This window comes from Planctomycetota bacterium (assembly GCA_016872555.1).
Taxonomy (GTDB): Bacteria; Planctomycetota; Planctomycetia; order Pirellulales; family UBA1268; genus F1-20-MAGs016.
In genome coordinates, this window is the sequence record VGZO01000025.1 from 25,358 (window position 1) to 43,297 (window position 17,940).

A 17,940-nucleotide genomic window follows, 5' to 3' on the forward strand; every position below is an offset into this window, starting at 1 on the left:
CCTTGTCCTCATGACAGTCGAGGGCGAGGAGGCAGGGAGATGGGGCCAGAGACGATGGTGGGATGTCCACAGGCGGTGGTGGGGGGAACGGACGAAGGGCCTGGCCCCCCCGGCGAAGCCCTCCAAGGCGCTCAAGACGGCGATCGCGGGGGAGAGTCGCAAGAAGCCGGCGGCGAAATGCTCCGGACGGAAATGATCCCGCCGTGGCCCGGCGGTCGGTGGAAGGCGTCATCCATGACGCGAACGGCCGCGGGCTGGACAGCGAACACCTTGGCAGAAGGGAAACGCCCCGAGGGAGCCGAGGTTCTTCGGGGATGACGGAGGCCGCTTCCGGCGGCGACGCGCTTCCCCGTCGGGCTGCGAGCAGCCCGTGGCCAAAGTCCATCCCTGGCCTTTGGCCACTCGAAAACCTGCGGTTTTCACCGGAACTGCGCTCCCGGCACCTCATCCATGAGGTGCAGCAGGCTGTTTGTCTTGACGAATTGCTCGAGCGCCTGGACGTAGTCCTGCTTCGGTTGATCGATGGCGGTCAGCCGTTGGGCCATCGGCTCGATGCTCTGCTGCTCGCCATCGAGCAGAAGGCCGCGAAGGTACGTCATGCACCAGAACGTCCGCTCCCTGCGACCGATGCCCGACGCGATGTCGGACACGTACCCCTCGAGATCCCGCTTCAGTTTTTCCAGCTTGCGTGTCTTCATGCCGCGAAGCCTGAAGAAGATACAGGTCTGGCACAAGATCCGCTTGACGGAGTAGCACTAGCTCGGCACGAACAACGAAAACTCGTCGACCGGCTGGTAACCCATCCTGGCGTACGAGGGGCAGCCATCGGCGGTCGCATGGAGGGCGGTTCGCGTGATCCGGGTTTCTCTCGTCGCGCTCTCGAGACAGCGACGCATGACGAGTTCGGCGAGGCCTCGGCGGCGATGGGCCGTCGCCGTGGTCACGAAGGCGACGTAGAGGACGCCATCGAGCGGCACGGCGAGGGCGGTCGCGACGGGATGACCATCCACGATCGCGTTGTGCCCGTAGAGCGGCGTCCGCCACAGGGCATCACCTGCGACGGCATCGCGCACCCACTCGGTCGAGATGCCGTAGGCGACGGCATTCAGGTCTGCGAGGGCGAGCCTGCCCCGCTCGTCGTCGATGCGGCCGAAGCCAATCGCCGGCTTCACGATGTCACCACTCGCTACCGAAAGCCGGCACCTGCCCTGGCGGCTTGGCTCGAGGAGAACATCCCCGAAGCGCTCACCATCCTCCAGGTCCCTGCCGCTCACCGAAGGCGGCTTCGAACGACCAACGGACTCGAGCGGCTCAACAAGGAAATCAAACGCCGCACCAGGGTCGCCACGCTCTTCCCCAATGAAGCATCGCTGCTCAGGCTCGCGTCCGCAGTCCTCTCCGAGATCAGTGACGATGGGGAGACCGAACGGGCTTACCTCACCATGGGAGCCAGATGACCTACCTCTGAAACCCGCGATTTACAGAAGGGCTGTTGCTTTATCCGCCAGCGGATGCAGACCGATGCGGACGGGGGCCGGCTGTAAGGACAAGACACCGATGAACGACAGCGACACCATGCTCACCGCGACCAGGAAATCGGCGATGCCGAGTAGATTCCAGCCGACCGCGAGCCGGCGAACGCCCCCCATGTTCCTCGCGACCGCCCACGCCACCGGGCTGGCCGTGCTGGGAATCGACTTCGGTGACCTGGCGCTCATCCTGCGGACCCATGTCCACTCCGATCACTTCGGGAACACGGCCGGCGTGGCCCAACGCGCTCGCTGTCCGGTCTCGTACCACCTGGCCGATCAGTCCCTGGCCGACCGCGGCGACAACGGCCCGCTCCAGGGGATCGGCCTCCGTGGCCGGCTGCTGGCCCGCCTGTTCGGCCATCTCTCCTTCGACCCGGTCGCCGCGGACGTCACGGCCGCCGACGGCATGAGGCTCGACGATTTCGGCGTGGCGGGGACGGTGCTCCACACTCCCGGCCACACGGCCGGATCGATCGCGTTGATTCTCGACTCGGGTGATGCGATCGTCGGGGACACGCTCATGGGGGGCTACGCCGGACGGGCGGTGTTCCCCACGCGTCCCAACTTCCACTCCTTCGCCGACGACCTGCCGGCGGCGATGGAGAGCCTCGACAAGGTCCTCGCGGCGACCCGCGGAACCCTCTTCGTCGGGCATGGCGGGCCGCTGTGTCACGAGGACGTGGCACGATGGCGGGCGACGCACGGTGCTGACGTCAGGTCTTCACCCCATCCGCCCGGCGATCCGGCGAATCTTTCCTCAGGAGGCAGTTGCTGGTCATGATCGCCGCCGGTCCGATCGCCAGCCTCCTCCTTCGGGCGATGGATACCCGAAACGACGATGATTGCCAGCGCGATCACCAGCGTGCGACCGAGGCGCTGCGCAAGGCTTCAGACGCCGGCCTGGCGATGCTGACGCTCGATCATCTCGCCATGCTGGATCGCTGAAAGGCCCACCCGCGGCGACGGGCATGTCGTTTCCATGAGGAGCGTTCCATGACACGCCGCTTGATCACCTCCGGCTCTACCTTCGAAGCCGAGATCGGCTACTCGCGGGCCGTCGTCGACGGCGACTGGGTGTTCGTCTCCGGGACGACCGGCTTCGACTACCGGACGATGACTATCGCCGAGGGGATCGCCGAACAGACCGAGCAGTGCCTGCGGAACGTCGAATCCGCGCTCCGGGAGGCCGGGGCGACACTCGCCGACGTCGTCCGGGTGACGTACGTGGTTCCCAACCGGGAGGAGTTCCCGGAATGCTGGCCGGTGCTCCGGACGCATTTCGGGGCGATCCGTCCGGCGGCGATGATGATCTCGGCGGGGCTGGCCGATCCGCGGATGCGGATCGAGATCGAGGTCACGGCGCGGATCGGCTCCGGTGAACGCGCCGCGCTCGCAACCCCGCCCGCACGGCCGGCCGTGGGCCCGTGCCCCACGGAAGTCGCGGGGGCAGGGGGCGTCGCCGGACCCGCCCCTTCAAGCCCGGCCGCGGCCGACGTGATCGAGTACCGCGACGACGCCTCCGTCTCGGCGGAGCAATTGGCCGACCTGTTTCGCCGATCGGGCATCCGCCGGCCGGTCGACGACGTGCCGCGCCTCGAGGCGATGATCCGCCACGCCGATCTCATGATCACCGCCTGGCGATCCGGGGCCCTCGTGGGTGTGGCCAGGTCGCTCACCGATCACCGCTACTGCTGCTACCTTTCCGACCTGGCCGTCGATCGCCAGCTGCAGCGCCGCGGCATCGGCGCCGAGCTCGTGCGACGCACGAAAGCCGCCGTCGGGGAGGAAGCCGCGCTTCTCCTCCTTTCCGCACCGGAGGCGATGGGTTTCTATGCCCGAATCGGCATGGAAGCCGTGACCAACGGCTGGATGATCAAGCGGGCCAGATGACCCGGGGCAGTGGCGCGTCTCGGCGACGCGCGCACGGCACGACCCGTGCGTCCTCGACGTGTTCATGCCGGTGACGCACTTCATCGACGGCGGCCGGGCCCGCCCGTGGTGGGCGTTCACCGCCGAGCGGAAACGCCGGTGCCGCGCCGTGTGGGCCCGTCCGAGGTGAGCAGAGCAACCCGAGCGCTGGCCCAGGACGACGACCGCCTCGATGGCACCGGACCACTTCGGCTCTCCCGGGAGGCGAACCTGATCATTCGACATATCGCTGCACAATAAGTACATATTTATGCATGCGAACCACCCTCGACATCGATGACACCCTCCTTGCCGAAGCGAAGCGCCGTGCGGCTGACAAGGGCACGACGCTCACGGCCTTCGTCGAGCATGCCCTCGCTGCGGCGCTCGCCGGACGGGCCGAGACGGGCCCCCGCTATCGCCTCGCGTGGAAGACCCACCGGGGATCCTCGCCTCCGGCTGTCGATGTGGCCGATCGCGACCGGCTCATGGATGTCATGGAAGGGCGGCGATGATCGCCGTCGACACGAACATCCTGCTCTACGCCGATCGCGAGGAGACTCCGCAGCACCGGGCAGCCCTGCGGGCGATCCGGCGGCTCGCGGAAGGACACGAGGCGTGGGCGTTGCCGATCCAGTGCGTCGGCGAGTTTCTCCGCGTCGTCTCCCACGACCGGGTCTTCCAACCACCGACCCCGATCGGCGAGGCCCTGGCGTCGATCGAGTCGCTGCTGGCGAGTCCAGCGGCACGGATCCTCACGCCAGGGGGCAGGTTTCTGCAGATTCTCCATGAGGTGATCGAACGCTCGGATGTCCGTGGCAACCTCGTCTTCGACGCACAGATCGCGGCGGTCTGTCTCGAACACGGGGCATCGACACTCCTCACCGAGGATCGCGACTTCACCCGTTTCCCCGGGATCAGGGTGCTGCCACTCGCGGCGTTCGCCCCCGATTGATCATGGGCTCCGTCCACGAGTTCGCCGGCATCGGCGTAGTGCGACATCGATGCGTTCCATGCACGCCGAGACACAACGGGGTTCAACCGCGGCCACGCGTGGTTCGACCCGCTCGACCTCCCGGGCTGGCACCCCGTGGCAGTCATCCACATGGGCCTTCGGCTTTCACCGCCAACAGATCGAGCGGATCCTCGCCAATCCCTGACGACGAACGACCGCCGCCTCGGGGACGGTGGCCTTCCTCCCGCGCGGCGTCCCGCACGCCTTCCGCAATCCGGGCGACGCGCCGGCCCGACTCGTCACCGTCTTCACGCCGGGGGGCTTCGACGACCTTGTGGCGGAACTGCGGGGCATGCCTCCCGCCGACGCAGGGGACGAAACGAAACGCGACGTGATCCGGGCCCGCCACGGGATCCGGATCATCCACCCGGCGGCCGGCTGACGCCGAAACCTGCCCCCTTGGATCACGTCCGCAGCTGCTTCGCCGGCCTCCGCCGGGGCATGACGCTATCATCGCGGGACCGGCTCCACCCTCCCCGGCCACGCCATGCGCATCACCGACCCGCCTTTCGGCACGACCGATTGGTCGGCCGTCGAGCAGACCGTCCACGCCGGCACGACGGGGGAGGCGACGTGGCGCACCCGGCACTTCGGCGACATCCGAGTGCGAATGGTGAAGTATTCCCGCGGATACCTGGCCGATCACTGGTGTACGAAGGGGCACGTGCTCCTCTGTCTCGCGGGCACGCTGGACACCGAGCTCGCCGACGGACGGCGATTCACGCTCGTGCCCGGGATGTCGTACCAGGTGGCCGACGACGTGGAACCGCACCGCTCCTCGACCGCGACGGGCGCGACACTGTTCATCGTCGATTGACACCCCGCCGGCGGATCCTGATGCCCGACGTCGTGCCGCCGCTCCTGGTGATGGTCGCGGTCATCCATCTCCTCCCGGCGGTGGGCGTCGGTGGACGCGCGCCGCTGGAGCGGCTCTACGGCACCGCCGTCGACGAGCCGAACCTGCTCGTCCTCATGCGGCACCGCGCCGTCCTCTTCGGGCTCCTCGGAGCGTTTCTTCTGGCCGCCGCCTTTGATCGGCGCCTCCACCTCGCAGGCCTCGTCGCCGGTCTGGCGAGCGTGGGGTCGTTCCTCGTCCTCGCGTCGCGAACCGGCGCCATGAACGCCCACGTGCGCAGGATCTGCGTCGTCGATGCCGTCGCCGCGGCGTGCCTCCTCGCCGGCCTCGTCGTTCACCTGACCGGCCGTGGGGCGGGATAACATGGCGGTCGACGGGCGGGATCACCGCCTAACTCGCTCGGTCAGCGCGGGGGCATGAGCCCGCTCATGGCCGGGGTGTAAGCGCGGAGGCGAGGGGCCACGGTGGGGGTGTCACGATGAGCGCCGGGATCGTCGAGACGTCGCGCGGGGCCTACACGATCTCGACCGATCCGGCCCGCCTCGATGCCGTCGCGATCGAGCGTTTTCTCGGGCAGTCGTACTGGGCGGCGGGGATCCCCCCCGACACGCTGCGCCGCTCCCTCGCCGGATCGCTCTGCTTCGGGCTCTACGCAGGCGGCAAGCAGGTCGGGTTCGCGCGCGTCGTCACCGACCGGGCGACGTTCGCCTGGCTGTGCGACGTGTGGATCGAGGAATCCCATCGCGGTGACGGCCTGGGGCAGTGGCTGGTGGAGACGGTCGTCGGCCATCCGGATCTCCAGGGGCTGCGCCGCTTCCTCCTCGCGACGCGCGACGCGCACTCGCTCTACGAGCGTTTTGGTTTCCGGCCGCCGGCCCGACCGGAGGCGTTCATGGAGATCCACCGCCCAGACATCTACCGCGCCGCATCAGACACGTGAGGAGGCACCGGCGATCGCGCTTGTCGTGGACGGGATCTTCGTCCGCGAAGGCCCGTGATCGAGGACGGGCCACCGAACGGCAACCACGTCAGCGGTTGAACGGGGCCTCGTTGACGAGGTGAAAGCCGCGGTTGACGAGGAGGAAGTCACCGCGATCGAGGCGCCTGCCGGTGAACTCGATGCGCTCGCCACCGATCTTCCCCGTGCCGCGGAGGCCGTTCTCCCCGTCGAGTGCGAGCGAGAGGGCGCCCGCGGGCGCCCCCTGGCGCGGCCCCCCGCCGTCCCCCGGGGCGGGATCGAAGAGGTCGATTCCCCCGTCGCGATCCTCGAACAGCCATGTCCGTCGCGAGCGGTCCATCGCCTCGATCATGAACGCCTTCCCCTCGGAGCGGTCGACGATCGTCACGAACCGGAACCGGCGAGCGTCCCCCTCCACCGGCGGCAATCCGTGTCCGTCACGGCTGAATTCGCCGATCTCCCAAGTTCCCGCGCGGGTGCCGGGCGCCGCGGATGGTGCGAGGAAGGCTGCGGTCTGCGACGAACCGAAGGCCAGGAGGCCGAGCGTGGCCCCGAGCCAGGCGATCTTGAGCCCCGTGGCCGCCCGACTCCATCGGGATCCGCGCCAGGGGCCGAGCAGGTCGGCAGGGGGAACGGCCTCGTTGCGGAGGAACATCGCGACCAGCCGCGGCACGTCGGGCGCCGCGACGACGAGCGCCAGCAGCAGCAACTGGAATGAAAACAGCTTGACGGGAACGTCGTAGCAGAGGTTGAGCATGAACACGTTGGCCATCACACCCGCCGTCCACAGGGCTCCGGCCAGCTGCGTCCGCCGGAAGCAGAGGAGCAGGCCGCCGACGATCTCCATCCCTCCGGCGAAGACGGTGTAGGTGCGGCTGGCCGCCATGAAGTTCCACAGCAGCCCCATCGGCGACGACTCGCCGTAGGTGCGCAGCAGCGCGGTCACCTCGGGCGGCTGGAACTGCAAGGGAAACACCTTGGCGAAGCCGTAGGTGAACATCGACAGGGCGAGGGTGAATCGGATCGCGGTCCGCAGGGCGTCGGCGAGGCGGGGATGGCCACGCGACCCTCGGTCGAGCAGCGTCCACAGCGCGCAGCCCGCCGCCGCGATCACCACGTTGGCTGCCACACGGACCCAGTCGTACGTGGTGTCGCCGGAGCTCTCCGAGAACGACTCGATGCGGATCCCGCACACCGTCCGCGCGATCCACACGTAGAGCGACCGCTTCGCCCGGTCGACTCGACGGTGCCAAGACCTATCGCCTCAAGGTTCCGAAGGACGTTCCCGCGGCGCGGTTCTGGTCCGTCACCGTGTACGACAACGAGACCCGGTGCTTCGTCAAGTCGGGCGCACCGCCGGATCGTTCGTCGCGCGACCCGATCGTCACGAACGCCGACGGCTGAGTGGACCTCACGTTCGGACCTGCGGTTCCCGCCGGAACGCCCCACAGCAACTGGATCAAGACCGTCCCGGGCAAAGGTTGGTTCAGCTACTTCCGCATCTACGGTCCGACCCAGGCCTACTTCGACTGCTCCTGGGTGCTCTCGGACATCGAGGTGATCGAGTAGTCGGGGATGGCCGTGAGGGCGGCTCCCGCATCGGGGACTCATCCAGCCGGGGCTGCTGCCGGCAGATCTGGCCCGAGACGAGGACTTTCTCCTCGATCTTCGCCAGACGGCCGACTCTGGCGGTGTCGCCGAGGCGTCGCTGGCGAGTGCGACGAAGGCCATCGAAAAGGCACGGGCGAGCTTGGCGGCGATCGAGCCGACGGCCTCGAGGACGAGAGGGTACGGCCCTTCGTGGGGCCCGGCACGCACTTCATGATCACGCCCAACCTCGAGATCGGCTGCCGCATGGGCTGGGGCCTCACTCAAAATGCGGCGGCGTACTTCGTGGACTCTGGCCTCGGGTGGCGGTTCTGAAGTTCGCCGCACCCCTGCATGGATGCGACGCAATCCGTGCGGCCGTGCCCGCACTACTCCCGGTTGGCGTGGAGCCCCAGACGCCGCACTGGATTCGACAGTTGGCCGGCAAGCTCCCCGCGTAGGATTGCGCACAATCGCATTTTCCCGCCAGAAAACGGGGCTTGCCGAGTCAAAGCGACGCAGAATCCGACGCAGCGTGAACTTCGCACGTAGCCGCAGGAGGTCGCACGCTGGTGGCGGTAGGATAAGTTCATCATCTGATCGTCAGGGAAACTGCCGTGAAAGCGCCCCGAATACTCGCTGAACTCAAGGAACGGCTTTCGGAGGCCTACGGTGAACGGCTGCACGCGGTTGTCCTCTTCGGTTCTGAAGCCCGCGGGGATGCCAGGCCGGATAGTGACATCGATGTCGTGGTCGTTCTCGATAAATTGGCTGGCGACTACGGCGACGAACTGGAGAGAGGACTTGCAGCGGTGTATCCGGTTGCCCTGCGGCTCGGTCGTCGCGTCAGCGTCAAACCCCTGGCACGCGATGAGTATGAGCAGGGCGACAGCCCTCTGCTTCGCGAGGTACGCCGTTCGGGTGTTGCGGCATGAAGGAGTTCATCCGCAGTCAATGGACGAAGGCGATGCGTTCGCTTGCTGCCGCCGAGGCAACTCTCGACACCGACCCGGACTCAGCGGCGTCAAGAGCGTACTATGCCGCGTTTCACGGGGTAACCGCGACGCTCGCGGGGCGAGGCATGGAATTCACGAAGCACACGGCGGTGCGGGCGGCCCTCGCGAGTGCAACGAAGGCGATCGAGAAGGCACGGACGATCCTGACCGCGCTCCAGCCTCTTTTGCCGGATGGCGCTGTCTGAAAGATGCCGCCTGGTGCGGCTCTATGCGAGCCGGTGCCGCACCCTGCGAAGAAAGCTCCCCGAGTAGGACTCGAACCTACGACCCAGCGGTTAACAGCCGCTTGCTCTACCAACTGAGCTATCGGGGAATGAACCGGCTCGCCCGCGCTACCCGAAGGCGGTAGGACCGATGGCGAACTCTGGAGAATAGCCGAAAAAAAGCCGCCGGGCGAGGGGGGCGTTGCGGCCGGAAAACCAGATCGGCCGGCGGCTGTCGCTTCTCCGTCGGGGCGCGGGACGACCGCCCCGTTCGGCCGGTCATTGTCGCCGTCGGGCCGGCACGGCAGCTATCGCCCAGGCGCCGCCCCGGCTGGCGGGGGTTGGCCCGCCGCCCCGGTGCCGAGGTGCGTCTCGACAAATGCCAGGATCGGCGTGGCCACGTCGTGGCCGGCGTAATCGATGCCGAACGTGTGCGGCGCGCCCTCGATCACGAGCAGGTCGTGCGGGACACCGGCGGCCAAAAGCGCCCGTGCGAAGGCCGCGCTCTGTTCGACCGCACAGGGCTCACGGCTGCGGCTCGCGCCGCTTTTCCATCAGCACGCTGTTGCCGCGGGCGTTGTACTCGAGCCGCGACATGAAGTTGCGCATCAGCATCACGCCGCGGCCGCTGGGGACTTCGAGGCGGTCGTCGGCGGTGCAGTCGGGCACCGCGGCGGGATCGAATCCCTCCCCCTCGTCGGTGATCTGGATCCGCATCAGTTCAGCGTCGACCTGGCAGACGACGTGGACCGTCTTGCCCGGATCGAGTTTGTTGCCGTGGACGATCGCGTTGACGATCGCCTCCTCGACGGCGAGGTGGATGCTGAAGACGTCGCTCATCGGCCAGCCATGGGCTTCGAGATGCTCGAGGAGCGGATCGGTGACCCGTTTGCTGGCGCCGCGCTCGCTCGGCAGGCGCTCGTCGATCCGCCAGCCCGGCGTGGTTCGGCCGCCGGCGGAACGGTTCCCGGGTTCGTCGGTCGGACCACCCACGATCGCCTCACGTGCCATGCCGCTTCGCTGCCGTTCCCGGTCCATCACCGCGGCACCGACCCTGCGGCGCGGTCAGAACGCCTTCAGGGCTTCCGCCTCGGAGGCACGGATGTCGAAGATCTTGTTGAGCTTGGTGATCTCGAAGACCGACATCACCTCCGGCACCATGTCGCTCATCTTCAGGCGCCCCTTGCCCAACTTGAGCTTGCGGTCGATGGCGATCAGCTTGCCGAGGCCGGCGCTGGAGACGAACTCCACGCCCGAGAAATTGAGGAGCAGGGCACGGCGTTTTTCGACGTCGACAAGCCGCCCCAATTCGCCCGCGAGCTCGTTGACCTGGGCCTCATCGACGATCTTCCGATCGACGAACCGGACAACCGTCACGTCACCCGATTCCGTCACCGTGATCCGCCGCAGGTCCGGCATGGGACAGACTCCGACCGGAAGGCCATGTCCGGGGCAGCGCCAGGCGACGTCACGCCCCCCTCGGCCCGGCTCAGACATTATCGACTTGGGCGAGAGCGTACCCCTTCACATTGGCAAAAGCCATCACCCCGGGGTGGACGACTTCGCTGCCAGATTGGCAGCAGCCGGGAGGGCTGGAAACTGTGGAGAGCGCTCCAGCCAGGTCGTTTCACCTCGGACCGTCTGTCGTTTCGCACGATTCATCGGGTGAAAATCGATTCAAGCCCTTCCGGCGCGCCACTTGCTGCTACGGGAGAGTCGTCGTTCCGGGTGCCCGGACGGCAGGCGGCCGCGCCAGCGGGTCCACCGCGGTGGACCAGGCGGGTCGGTCGCCCCCTTCCGTCGATCGACGGAAGTCCGTGCCCCACCAGGCACGGTGGCGACGGATTGCCAGTCCGTGTCCCGCCCGGTTTCGGGCCCGCCACCGCGATCCAGCCCTTTTCGAGAGGAGATTCCCCGCCGTGTCCGCGACCAAGGCCGCCCCCCGCAAGAAGTCGACCCTCGTGCCCCTCGGCGATCGCGTCGTGGTCCAGCGCGAGGAGAGCGAGCAAAAGACCTCCGGTGGCATCCTGCTGCCCGACACCGCCAAGGACAAGCCGGCCCGCGGCGTGGTGGTGAGCGTCGGCGACGGGAAACTCAATGACAAGGGGGTCCGGCAGCCCCTCCAGGTCAAGCCCGGCGACCGGGTGGTGTTCACCAGCTACGCCGGCGAGCCGTTCAAGGTCGGTGACGACGAGCTGCTGCTGATGCGCGAGGACGACATCCTCGCCGTGCTCGGCTGATCCGCGCCGCTGCCGGCCTTCTTCCCACCTTCCCTGTCACCGCTTTTTTCTCCAGAGGAGTTCCGACCCATGGCCAAGATGATGGCATTCGACCAGGAGGCCCGTGAGGCGATGCGGCGCGGTGTCGCCAAGCTCGCCCGGGCGGTCAAGGTGACGCTCGGTCCCAAGGGCCGCAACGTCATCCTCCAGAAGAGCTTCGGCTCGCCGACCGTCACCAAGGACGGCGTCACCGTCGCCAAGGAGATCGACCTCGAGGACGTCTACGAGAACATGGGTGCGCGGATGGTCCGCGAGGTCGCTAGCAAGACCAGCGACGTCGCCGGCGACGGCACGACCACCGCGACGGTGCTCGCCGAGGCGGTGTTCAACGAGGGCCTCAAGGCGGTCGTGTCGGGCTGCAACCCGGTGCAGATGAAGGCCGGGATCGAGAAGGCGGTCGAGGAGATCACCGCCAAGCTCAAGGACATGTCGATCGCGGTCAAGGGCAAGAAAGAGATGGCCCAGGTCGCCGCCATCGCCGCCAACAACGACATGGAGATCGGCCAGCTGCTCGCCGAGGCCATGGACAAGGTCGGCAAGGACGGCGTGATCACCGTCGACGAGGGGAAGAGCCTCAAGACCGAGGTCGAGTGGGTCGAGGGGATGCAGTTCGACCGCGGTTACCTCTCGCCCTACTTCGTCACCAACGCCCAGCAGATGCAGTGCGTCCTCGACGACTGCTACATCCTCGTGTTCGAGAAGAAGATCTCGTCGGTCAAGGACATCGTCCCGCTGCTCGAGGCGGTGGTCAACGCCGGCAAGCCGCTGCTGATCGTCAGCGAAGAGGTCGACGGCGAGGCGCTGGCGACGTTGGTCATCAACCGGCTCCGCGGCACGTTCCAGGTGTGCGCCGTCAAGGCGCCGGGCTACGGCGACCGCCGCAAGGCGATGATGGAGGACATCGCGATCCTCACCGGGGCCACGGCGGTGTTCGAGAACCTCGGCATGAAGCTCGAGAATCTCGGGCTGGCCGAGCTCGGCCGCGCCAAGAAGGTGATCGTCGACAAGGACAACACGACGATCATCGAGGGGGCGGGCAAGACCTCGGAGATCAAGGCGCGGATCGAGCAGATCCGCCGTGAGATCGAGGCGGCGACGAGCGACTACGACCGCGAGAAGCTCGAAGAGCGCCTCGCCAAGCTCTCCGGCGGTGTCGCCAAGATCAACGTCGGGGCGGCCACCGAGAGCGAGATGAAAGAGAAGAAGGCCCGCGTCGAGGACGCACTCCACGCCACCCGGGCGGCCGTCGAGGAGGGGATCCTCCCCGGCGGCGGTGTCGCCCTGCTGCGGGCCAGCTCGCAGGTCAAGCCGAAGGGCCTGGCCGACGACGAGACGATCGGCTTCAACATCGTCGTCCGGGCCTGCCGGGCGCCGGTGACGATGATCGCGGCCAACGCCGGTCAGGACGGCTCGATCGTCTGCGAGAAGGTGCTCGGCGGCAGCGGCAACTTCGGCTACAACGCCGCGACCGACGAGTACGAGGACCTCGTCAAGGCGGGCGTCATCGACCCCACCAAGGTGACCCGCACGGCGTTGCAAAACGCCACCAGCGTCTCGACGCTGCTCTTGACCAGCGACGCCCTGATCGCCGAGAAGCCGAAGGAGACCAAGGCCAAGGCGGCCGCCGGCCACGGCGGCGGTGACTACGACATGTATTGAGCCGGTTGTCGGCCGCCGAGGCCGTCGTGCCCGTGTCGATCACGAGCCGGGGTGCACGGGCACCCCGGCTTTTTTTGCGCGCTGGTTTTTTTCGCGCTGGGGCAAGCGTCAGGCTGCCTTGCGCCAGGGATGGGGGAGGCACCCACGGCGCTCGAGCTTCGCGATCCGCTGCCGAGCGGCCGCCAGGTGCCACTCGAGGTCACGGCAGCGGTGGTCGAGCTCCTGGCAGCGATGGTCGAGTTGCTGCCGCTGATGGTCGAGCTCGTGGCAGCGGTGCTCGGCAACCTGCCGCTGGTGATCGGCGCGGGAGGCGTCGATCTGCAGGGAAAGCTCGCTCTCGGCCATGGCCGCGCACTGCCGCCGGGCTTCCGCCAAGTCGTAGCTCACGCGGCGCCAGGCGGCGTCGGCCGCCATCGTCGCCTGGAGTGACAGTGCCAGAAGCCGGTCGGCCTCGGCCACGGTTTCGGCCGCCGTCGGCTCGACGCAGGGACCACCGAGGCGATGATCGCGCTCGTCGGCCGACCACCAGCGCCGATCGGCCTCGAGGGCTGCGGTGGTCTCGGGATCGCACAGCGCGAGCAGCCGACGGCTGGCGTCGGCCGTGGCCGCGAGGATCGTGTCGAGCTGCTCCTGGCCGATGACCCGCGGCAGCGGGCCGAGGCCTGCCACCGGGTCGGCGCCGTTGTCGGCCGAGCGCACCCAGCGCCACCAGGCGAACTTCAGCTCGGAGACGCTCGTCGTGGAGGGGAGTGAGTACCGCGAGAGAAATCGGGCGAATGGTCCGGGGAGGGCGACGTTGTGGCGGATGTCGTCGGCCGACGGCGCGCAGCCGAGGACCCGGCAGAAGTCGCCGGCGATCGAGCCGGCGACCGGCCGGACGATGAGCCGCTTCACCGCCGGTTGCTCCCGCCAGACGGCGAGATGGTCGGCCCAGCGCGTCAGCGGCAGCATCGCCGCGAGCCAGTCGTCGATCGTCGTCGCCTCGGCCTCGTGGCGCTGCCAGTAGGCACTCGTCAGCCACGACACCGGGTCGCGGACGTAGGCGACGATCTCGAGCGGTGCGTCGAGGGCGGTCACGAATCGCGCGACCAGCGCCGGATCGGCGTGGAGCCACAGCTCGTAGCTGAGGACCGGGATGATCCCCTCGCGCCGCATGGCGTGGAGCTCGGCGATGCAGCCGCCGAGCCGGGCGGCGGGCAGGGCGAACAGGCTCTCGATCGCGCCGCTGTTGGCGTAGTGGGCCGCGAACCGCGACGCCATCTCCTCGAGGCCCGGGCCCCGGCGGAGCTGGCCGCGGGCGGTGAGGGCCACGTATTCGTAGGTCACCCCTGGCCGGCCATGGGCCGGGCGCCGGGGATTCCAGGTGAAGTCGTACTGCAGTGCCGACGACCCGGCTTTCGGGCCGCCGACATGCAGCACCAGTGGCAGATCGTCAGCCATGCGGAACCTGTCCCTCCCGACATGATTCGGGTCGGGAGGGTCGTCGGCTTGAGGCGAATCATGCCGCCGGCGCGGTCTTTTCCAGATAGACGAGGAATTCGGCCTGCGGCGATCCGGTAAACCCGGTGAACGGGCCGATCACGTCGGCATCGATCAGCCCAGCCGCGCGGATCCGCCGGAAGATCTCGACGAACGACTCCGGCGTCCACACGGTGCAGTGGACGTCGAGGTAGGTGTCGGTGGCGTGGACGTGGCGGGCGAAGTCGACCGATTGGGTGTCGGAGTAGTGCCGCCGCGCCTCGGCGAACGGCGGCAGCCCGGCGGCGAACGAGACGCTACCGTCGTCGTAGAACGACTGCGACAGGAAGTCCATCACCTGCGTCGCCGTCGGCCGCGACGGCTTTTCGATCGACCACCCCACCACCTGGGCGAACGTCGTCAGGGGGCGGTAGTAGTCCATCGTGAAGGCCTTGTGCGGGAGGAGGATCGCCACGCGCCCCCCGACCTCGACGCACTCGAGGATTTCCTGCAGCCAGCCGAGCGGGTTGGGGACGTGCTCGAGGACGTGGCTGGCGATGCAATAGCCGAAGCGGCGGCCTTCGATGCACTTGGCGAGCCGCTTGCCCGGCACCCAGACCGCGTCGATCCACGGCACCTCGCGCCCCACCGATCCCGGATTGACGGCGGCCTTGCGTTGGATCTCGTCGTTGTCGATGCAGTCGACGTAGAACACGTCGTGCTTCGAGCGGTCGGAGACCGGATGGAAGTAGGGGGCGATCTCGAGGCCCGGGAGGTGGGCCGGCAGGTGGCCCATGATGAACGACCGCCTGCCCTCCTCGGCCTCCACCATCCACTGCGGCATCGAGTCGGTGGCGGTCGTCGTCATCGGTGGGTCCTCGGAGAGCGGGAAGGGATACTTTTCGGGGGCGTGGATCAGGCGGCACGGCGGATCGGAGGCGCCGCCGCTGCTTCGGTCGCGGCGGCGACCCAGGCAGCGACGTGGCCCGAGGCCCGCAGCCAATCGACGGTCTGGCGGATGCCGGTGGACAGGGGCGTGTGGGCGACGTAGCCGATGCGCTCGGCGGCGTGGTCGACCGACATCACGCGGCGCGTGTAGCCCACCGGTTTGTCGGTGAGGAACAGCGGCCGGATCCCGTTGCCGACGGTGGTCGCCACGATCGAGGCGATCTCGCGGATCGAGGTCTCGCGTCCCGAACCGAGGTTGAAGGTGTCGCCGTCGAAGCGCTCCGGCGCCGTGGCCACCGCCGCGATCCCTTCGGCGACGTCGGCGACGTAGACGAAGTCGCGGGTCGCGGAGCCGTCCCCCCAGACCTCGAAGCAGCCCTCGTCGAGCTCCGCGGCGAGAACCGCCTTGCGGATCAGCGCGGCGACGACGTGGCCGCGCTTCTCGTTGAAGGCATCGCCCGGCCCGTAGAGGTTGGAGGGGATCACCGTCACGGTGTCGGTCGGCTGACCGGCGCAGAGGGTGGCCGCGGCCAACGAGGTGGCGAGCTTGGCGTAGCCGTAGGTGCCGGTGTCACCAGAGGGCACGCCGTCACGCAGCGCATCCTCGGTGAGCGGCAGCGTCGCATCGCCGGAATAGGAGCAGGGGGTTCCGGCGAGCACGAGCCGGCCGACGCCGCCGCGGAGGGCGGCGCGGATGACGTTGAGCCCGAGGGTGTAGTTGTCGTGGAAGGCGCGCCCCGGGCAACTCTTCAGATAGCCGACGCCACCGACATCGGCCGCGAGGTGGACCACCGTCGCGGCGCCGGCGAGGAGCCGTTCGGCGGTGGCGGGGTCGCGGAGGTCGCCGTCCTGGCGGCCCACGGCGCGGACCTTCTGGCCGCGGCGCTCGAGGCTGCGGACGACGTGGCGGCCGAGGAAGCCCCGGGCACCGGTGACGACGACGGGGGCGGAGGGAATGGCGATCATCGGACGAATCCTCGGGACAGGGAGACGGTCGATGCGGTCAAGGTGTCCGGCCGGCGAGGACGCCGCGGTAGATCCGCTCGTAGGCGGTCTGGGTGTTGGCCAGCGAGTAGCGCCCGCGGGCCGTCGCCCGGTGCTTTTGCGTCTCGGCGTAGAGTTGCGGCTCGAACCGGGCGCACTGGCGGATCGTGGCGGCGAGTGGCTCGGCCTCGCCCACGTCGGTGGCGATGCTCGAAAAGGCGGTGTCCTTGTCCATCCGGTAGACGAACATGCTCCGGGCGCGCGAGGTCACGACCGGCCGGTCGTAGGAGAGGACGTCGGCGAGGACCGCCGACCCCGATTGGCCCACCTCGTCGTAAGGGAGCACGAACACGTCGGCCTGCTCGAGGACCGCCGCCTGCTCGGCGGGGTCGGCGAGAAACCCGGTGAAGATGATCCGCGACTGGAGGCCCCAGACGTCGGCCTGCTGGATGAGGTCCATCCAGTAGTCGTTGCCCGTCTTGTCCTTGGGATGGACGCCGCCGGCGACGACGAGCTTGAAGCCGTCGGGGAGGTGGCGGAGCGCCGACAGGACGTGGCCGTGTCCTTTGTAGCGGCTCACGAAGCCGGGGAGCATCACCCACGTGTCGCGCGGCTGCTTGCGGACGGGGGGCTCGACGACGTCGGTGACGGGCCGTTCGATCGGGATCGGCACGACGTGGACCCGCTTCTTCAGGTCGGGAAACGTCTCGACGAAGTACTTGTGGGTGTCCTTGCTGTGGAGGACGATCGCGTCGGCACGGCGCAGCGCCGCGGCGATGTGGCGATTGCGGTGGCCGTGGAGGACGTTCTCGCAGAGCTGCGATGAGAGCCGGCCGCGCTGAACGCGCGACATGCTCTTGAGCCAGGTGTGGAGGCTGATCACGACCGGCTTGCGGAGGGCGCGCATCACCTGGAGGAAGCGGCGGTTGGAGGGGCCGATCCGCCGGGCGAAGAAGCAGAACTCGTGCTGGATGTGGACCAGGTCGGCGTCGGAGCGGTTGACACCCGCGACGAGGTCGCGGAAGTAGCGGTCGAGCTCCCAGCGGCTGACGCGCTTCTCGCCGTCGATCAGGTTCCGCATGTCGAACGGCAGGATCGTCGAAAAGCGCCCGAGGCCGACGGCGAGCCGTTTGGCGTATTCGGCGTTGCCGCACTGCTGGTCCCACGGCGTCATCAGGGCGACCGACAGCCCGTCGGGGACAGCCGCCAGACGGGGAAGCTCGGCGTCAGTCGCGGCCGCCGCCCCGCGGATCTGCGGCGCCACTGCCAGATTGCCCTTCATCGAAGCCCTCGCGTCGGCGGCCGGGCGCGGTCGGCACCTTTCCCGGATCGTCGAATCCGGTGGGGCACGGCTGCTCGGTCGGGCCGGGAACGTAGCGACCCTGGGCAGGGGTCAAAAGACCAGTTTTCCCCGCTCGTCCTTGGCCGGTTGCCAGCGCCGTGACCGACACGAACCCGTCGGCCCCTGCCGGTGCCGTGCCCTGGCACCGGCGCGCCGGACGGCTGCGGAATTGCCTGCGAACCAGCCAGGCCGCGG

General features: G+C 68.4%; 22 protein-coding genes, 1 tRNA gene and 1 pseudogene. 15 read left to right on the forward strand and 9 right to left on the reverse strand.

The annotated features are described in order from the left end of the window. Window positions 1-419: 419 nt before the first annotated feature. A complete protein-coding gene (locus FJ309_09980) occupies window positions 420-698 on the reverse strand; it encodes a transposase (protein MBM3954926.1) in 279 nt (92 codons plus the stop codon). 57 nt (window positions 699-755) lie between these two features. Next, a complete protein-coding gene (locus FJ309_09985; protein MBM3954927.1) occupies window positions 756-1,274 on the reverse strand; it encodes a GNAT family N-acetyltransferase in 519 nt (172 codons plus the stop codon). On the opposite strand from FJ309_09985, the gene FJ309_09990 reads away from it, so the two are divergent. From FJ309_09990 to FJ309_10050, 13 genes and pseudogenes are all read left to right on the forward strand, one after another. Beyond that, window positions 924-1,457: a hypothetical protein gene (locus FJ309_09990; GenBank protein ID MBM3954928.1), complete on the forward strand. Its 534-nt coding sequence runs from the start codon at window positions 924-926 to the stop codon at window positions 1,455-1,457. The two genes, FJ309_09985 and FJ309_09990, sit on opposite strands and share 351 nt — an antisense overlap. Further along, window positions 1,360-2,313, forward strand: coding sequence for an MBL fold metallo-hydrolase (locus tag FJ309_09995; GenBank protein ID MBM3954929.1), 954 nt, complete (start codon window positions 1,360-1,362; stop codon window positions 2,311-2,313). Before FJ309_09990 ends, FJ309_09995 begins: the two co-directional genes overlap by 98 nt. A 554-nt stretch (window positions 2,314-2,867) precedes the next feature. Then, window positions 2,868-3,422 carry a GNAT family N-acetyltransferase gene (locus FJ309_10000; GenBank protein MBM3954930.1) on the forward strand — a complete coding sequence of 185 codons (555 nt, stop codon included), beginning with the start codon at window positions 2,868-2,870 and terminating at the stop codon, window positions 3,420-3,422. Between the two features lie 58 nt (window positions 3,423-3,480). Beyond that, complete coding sequence (locus FJ309_10005; protein MBM3954931.1) at window positions 3,481-3,591, forward strand: hypothetical protein; 111 nt, start codon at window positions 3,481-3,483, stop codon at window positions 3,589-3,591. A gap of 124 nt (window positions 3,592-3,715) precedes the next feature. Next, window positions 3,716-3,955: a DUF2191 domain-containing protein gene (locus FJ309_10010; GenBank protein MBM3954932.1), complete on the forward strand. Its 240-nt coding sequence runs from the start codon at window positions 3,716-3,718 to the stop codon at window positions 3,953-3,955. Further along, entirely contained in the window at window positions 3,952-4,395 is a 444-nt protein-coding gene (locus FJ309_10015; protein ID MBM3954933.1) for a type II toxin-antitoxin system VapC family toxin, read from the forward strand. Before FJ309_10010 ends, FJ309_10015 begins: the two co-directional genes overlap by 4 nt. Window positions 4,396-4,627: 232 nt before the next feature. Beyond that, window positions 4,628-4,837 carry a cupin domain-containing protein gene (locus tag FJ309_10020; protein MBM3954934.1) on the forward strand — a complete coding sequence of 70 codons (210 nt, stop codon included), beginning with the start codon at window positions 4,628-4,630 and terminating at the stop codon, window positions 4,835-4,837. A gap of 105 nt (window positions 4,838-4,942) precedes the next feature. Continuing rightward, window positions 4,943-5,272, forward strand: a complete 330-nt coding sequence (locus FJ309_10025; GenBank protein MBM3954935.1) for a hypothetical protein — start codon at window positions 4,943-4,945, stop codon at window positions 5,270-5,272. Window positions 5,273-5,292: 20 nt separating this feature from the next. Next, entirely contained in the window at window positions 5,293-5,673 is a 381-nt protein-coding gene (locus FJ309_10030; GenBank protein ID MBM3954936.1) for a phosphopantetheine adenylyltransferase, read from the forward strand. Between the two features lie 116 nt (window positions 5,674-5,789). Next, window positions 5,790-6,251 (forward strand): GNAT family N-acetyltransferase, encoded by a 462-nt coding sequence (locus FJ309_10035; protein ID MBM3954937.1) that lies wholly within the window; start codon window positions 5,790-5,792, stop codon window positions 6,249-6,251. A gap of 1,035 nt (window positions 6,252-7,286) precedes the next feature. Next, a pseudogene (locus FJ309_10040) lies at window positions 7,287-7,838 on the forward strand (DUF1214 domain-containing protein). Window positions 7,839-8,452: 614 nt separating this feature from the next. Continuing rightward, a complete protein-coding gene (locus tag FJ309_10045) occupies window positions 8,453-8,791 on the forward strand; it encodes a nucleotidyltransferase domain-containing protein (GenBank protein MBM3954938.1) in 339 nt (112 codons plus the stop codon). Continuing rightward, on the forward strand, window positions 8,788-9,057 hold the full coding sequence (locus FJ309_10050) for a HEPN domain-containing protein (GenBank protein MBM3954939.1): 270 nt from the start codon (window positions 8,788-8,790) through the stop codon (window positions 9,055-9,057). The genes FJ309_10045 and FJ309_10050 overlap by 4 nt, the downstream gene beginning before the upstream one ends. 55 nt (window positions 9,058-9,112) lie before the next feature. On the opposite strand, the gene FJ309_10055 is transcribed toward FJ309_10050, so the two are convergent. The 3 genes from FJ309_10055 to FJ309_10065 all read right to left on the reverse strand — a co-directional run bounded on the left by FJ309_10055 (window position 9,113) and on the right by FJ309_10065 (window position 10,494). Further along, window positions 9,113-9,185 (reverse strand) — tRNA-Asn (locus FJ309_10055). A 415-nt stretch (window positions 9,186-9,600) separates the two neighbouring features. After that, a complete protein-coding gene (locus tag FJ309_10060; GenBank protein MBM3954940.1) occupies window positions 9,601-10,086 on the reverse strand; it encodes an ATP-binding protein in 486 nt (161 codons plus the stop codon). Between the two features lie 54 nt (window positions 10,087-10,140). Continuing rightward, window positions 10,141-10,494: an STAS domain-containing protein gene (locus FJ309_10065; protein ID MBM3954941.1), complete on the reverse strand. Its 354-nt coding sequence runs from the start codon at window positions 10,492-10,494 to the stop codon at window positions 10,141-10,143. Between the two features lie 500 nt (window positions 10,495-10,994). On the opposite strand from FJ309_10065, the gene FJ309_10070 reads away from it, so the two are divergent. After that, window positions 10,995-11,315 carry a co-chaperone GroES gene (locus tag FJ309_10070; protein ID MBM3954942.1) on the forward strand — a complete coding sequence of 107 codons (321 nt, stop codon included), beginning with the start codon at window positions 10,995-10,997 and terminating at the stop codon, window positions 11,313-11,315. A 69-nt stretch (window positions 11,316-11,384) separates the two neighbouring features. Beyond that, window positions 11,385-13,013, forward strand: coding sequence for a chaperonin GroEL (gene groL, locus FJ309_10075; protein MBM3954943.1), 1,629 nt, complete (start codon window positions 11,385-11,387; stop codon window positions 13,011-13,013). Window positions 13,014-13,121: 108 nt separating this feature from the next. On the opposite strand, the gene FJ309_10080 is transcribed toward groL, so the two are convergent. From FJ309_10080 to FJ309_10095, 4 genes are read right to left on the reverse strand one after another with little or no spacing between them, the layout of a single operon-like run. After that, a complete protein-coding gene (locus FJ309_10080) occupies window positions 13,122-14,453 on the reverse strand; it encodes a hypothetical protein (protein ID MBM3954944.1) in 1,332 nt (443 codons plus the stop codon). A 58-nt stretch (window positions 14,454-14,511) separates the two neighbouring features. Then, entirely contained in the window at window positions 14,512-15,339 is an 828-nt protein-coding gene (locus FJ309_10085; GenBank protein MBM3954945.1) for a class I SAM-dependent methyltransferase, read from the reverse strand. 47 nt (window positions 15,340-15,386) lie between these two features. Continuing rightward, the gene (locus FJ309_10090) at window positions 15,387-16,385 is read right to left on the reverse strand and encodes an NAD-dependent epimerase/dehydratase family protein (protein ID MBM3954946.1); all 999 of its coding nucleotides are present in this window, start codon (window positions 16,383-16,385) and stop codon (window positions 15,387-15,389) included. 37 nt (window positions 16,386-16,422) lie between these two features. Then, the gene (locus FJ309_10095; protein MBM3954947.1) at window positions 16,423-17,685 is read right to left on the reverse strand and encodes a glycosyltransferase; all 1,263 of its coding nucleotides are present in this window, start codon (window positions 17,683-17,685) and stop codon (window positions 16,423-16,425) included. Window positions 17,686-17,940 lie beyond the last annotated feature (255 nt).

Bases quoted from the DNA above. Each gene is read 5' to 3' on its own strand.
- FJ309_10015 (MBM3954933.1), top strand. From the start codon at position 3,952: ATGATCGCCGTCGACACGAACATCCTGCTCTACGCCGATCGCGAGGAG.
- FJ309_09980 (MBM3954926.1), bottom strand. From the start codon at position 698: ATGAAGACACGCAAGCTGGAAAAACTGAAGCGGGATCTCGAGGGGTAC.
- FJ309_10090 (MBM3954946.1), bottom strand. From the start codon at position 16,385: ATGATCGCCATTCCCTCCGCCCCCGTCGTCGTCACCGGTGCCCGGGGC.
- FJ309_10025 (MBM3954935.1), top strand. From the start codon at position 4,943: ATGCGCATCACCGACCCGCCTTTCGGCACGACCGATTGGTCGGCCGTC.
- FJ309_10030 (MBM3954936.1), top strand. From the start codon at position 5,293: ATGCCCGACGTCGTGCCGCCGCTCCTGGTGATGGTCGCGGTCATCCAT.
- FJ309_09995 (MBM3954929.1), top strand. From the start codon at position 1,360: ATGAAGCATCGCTGCTCAGGCTCGCGTCCGCAGTCCTCTCCGAGATCA.
- FJ309_10080 (MBM3954944.1), bottom strand. From the start codon at position 14,453: ATGGCTGACGATCTGCCACTGGTGCTGCATGTCGGCGGCCCGAAAGCC.
- FJ309_10095 (MBM3954947.1), bottom strand. From the start codon at position 17,685: ATGAAGGGCAATCTGGCAGTGGCGCCGCAGATCCGCGGGGCGGCGGCC.
- FJ309_10035 (MBM3954937.1), top strand. From the start codon at position 5,790: ATGAGCGCCGGGATCGTCGAGACGTCGCGCGGGGCCTACACGATCTCG.
- FJ309_10065 (MBM3954941.1), bottom strand. From the start codon at position 10,494: ATGCCGGACCTGCGGCGGATCACGGTGACGGAATCGGGTGACGTGACG.
- FJ309_09990 (MBM3954928.1), top strand. From the start codon at position 924: ATGGGCCGTCGCCGTGGTCACGAAGGCGACGTAGAGGACGCCATCGAG.
- FJ309_10085 (MBM3954945.1), bottom strand. From the start codon at position 15,339: ATGACGACGACCGCCACCGACTCGATGCCGCAGTGGATGGTGGAGGCC.
- FJ309_10050 (MBM3954939.1), top strand. From the start codon at position 8,788: ATGAAGGAGTTCATCCGCAGTCAATGGACGAAGGCGATGCGTTCGCTT.
- FJ309_10000 (MBM3954930.1), top strand. From the start codon at position 2,868: ATGCGGATCGAGATCGAGGTCACGGCGCGGATCGGCTCCGGTGAACGC.
- FJ309_10010 (MBM3954932.1), top strand. From the start codon at position 3,716: ATGCGAACCACCCTCGACATCGATGACACCCTCCTTGCCGAAGCGAAG.
- groL (MBM3954943.1), top strand. From the start codon at position 11,385: ATGGCCAAGATGATGGCATTCGACCAGGAGGCCCGTGAGGCGATGCGG.
- FJ309_10060 (MBM3954940.1), bottom strand. From the start codon at position 10,086: ATGGCACGTGAGGCGATCGTGGGTGGTCCGACCGACGAACCCGGGAAC.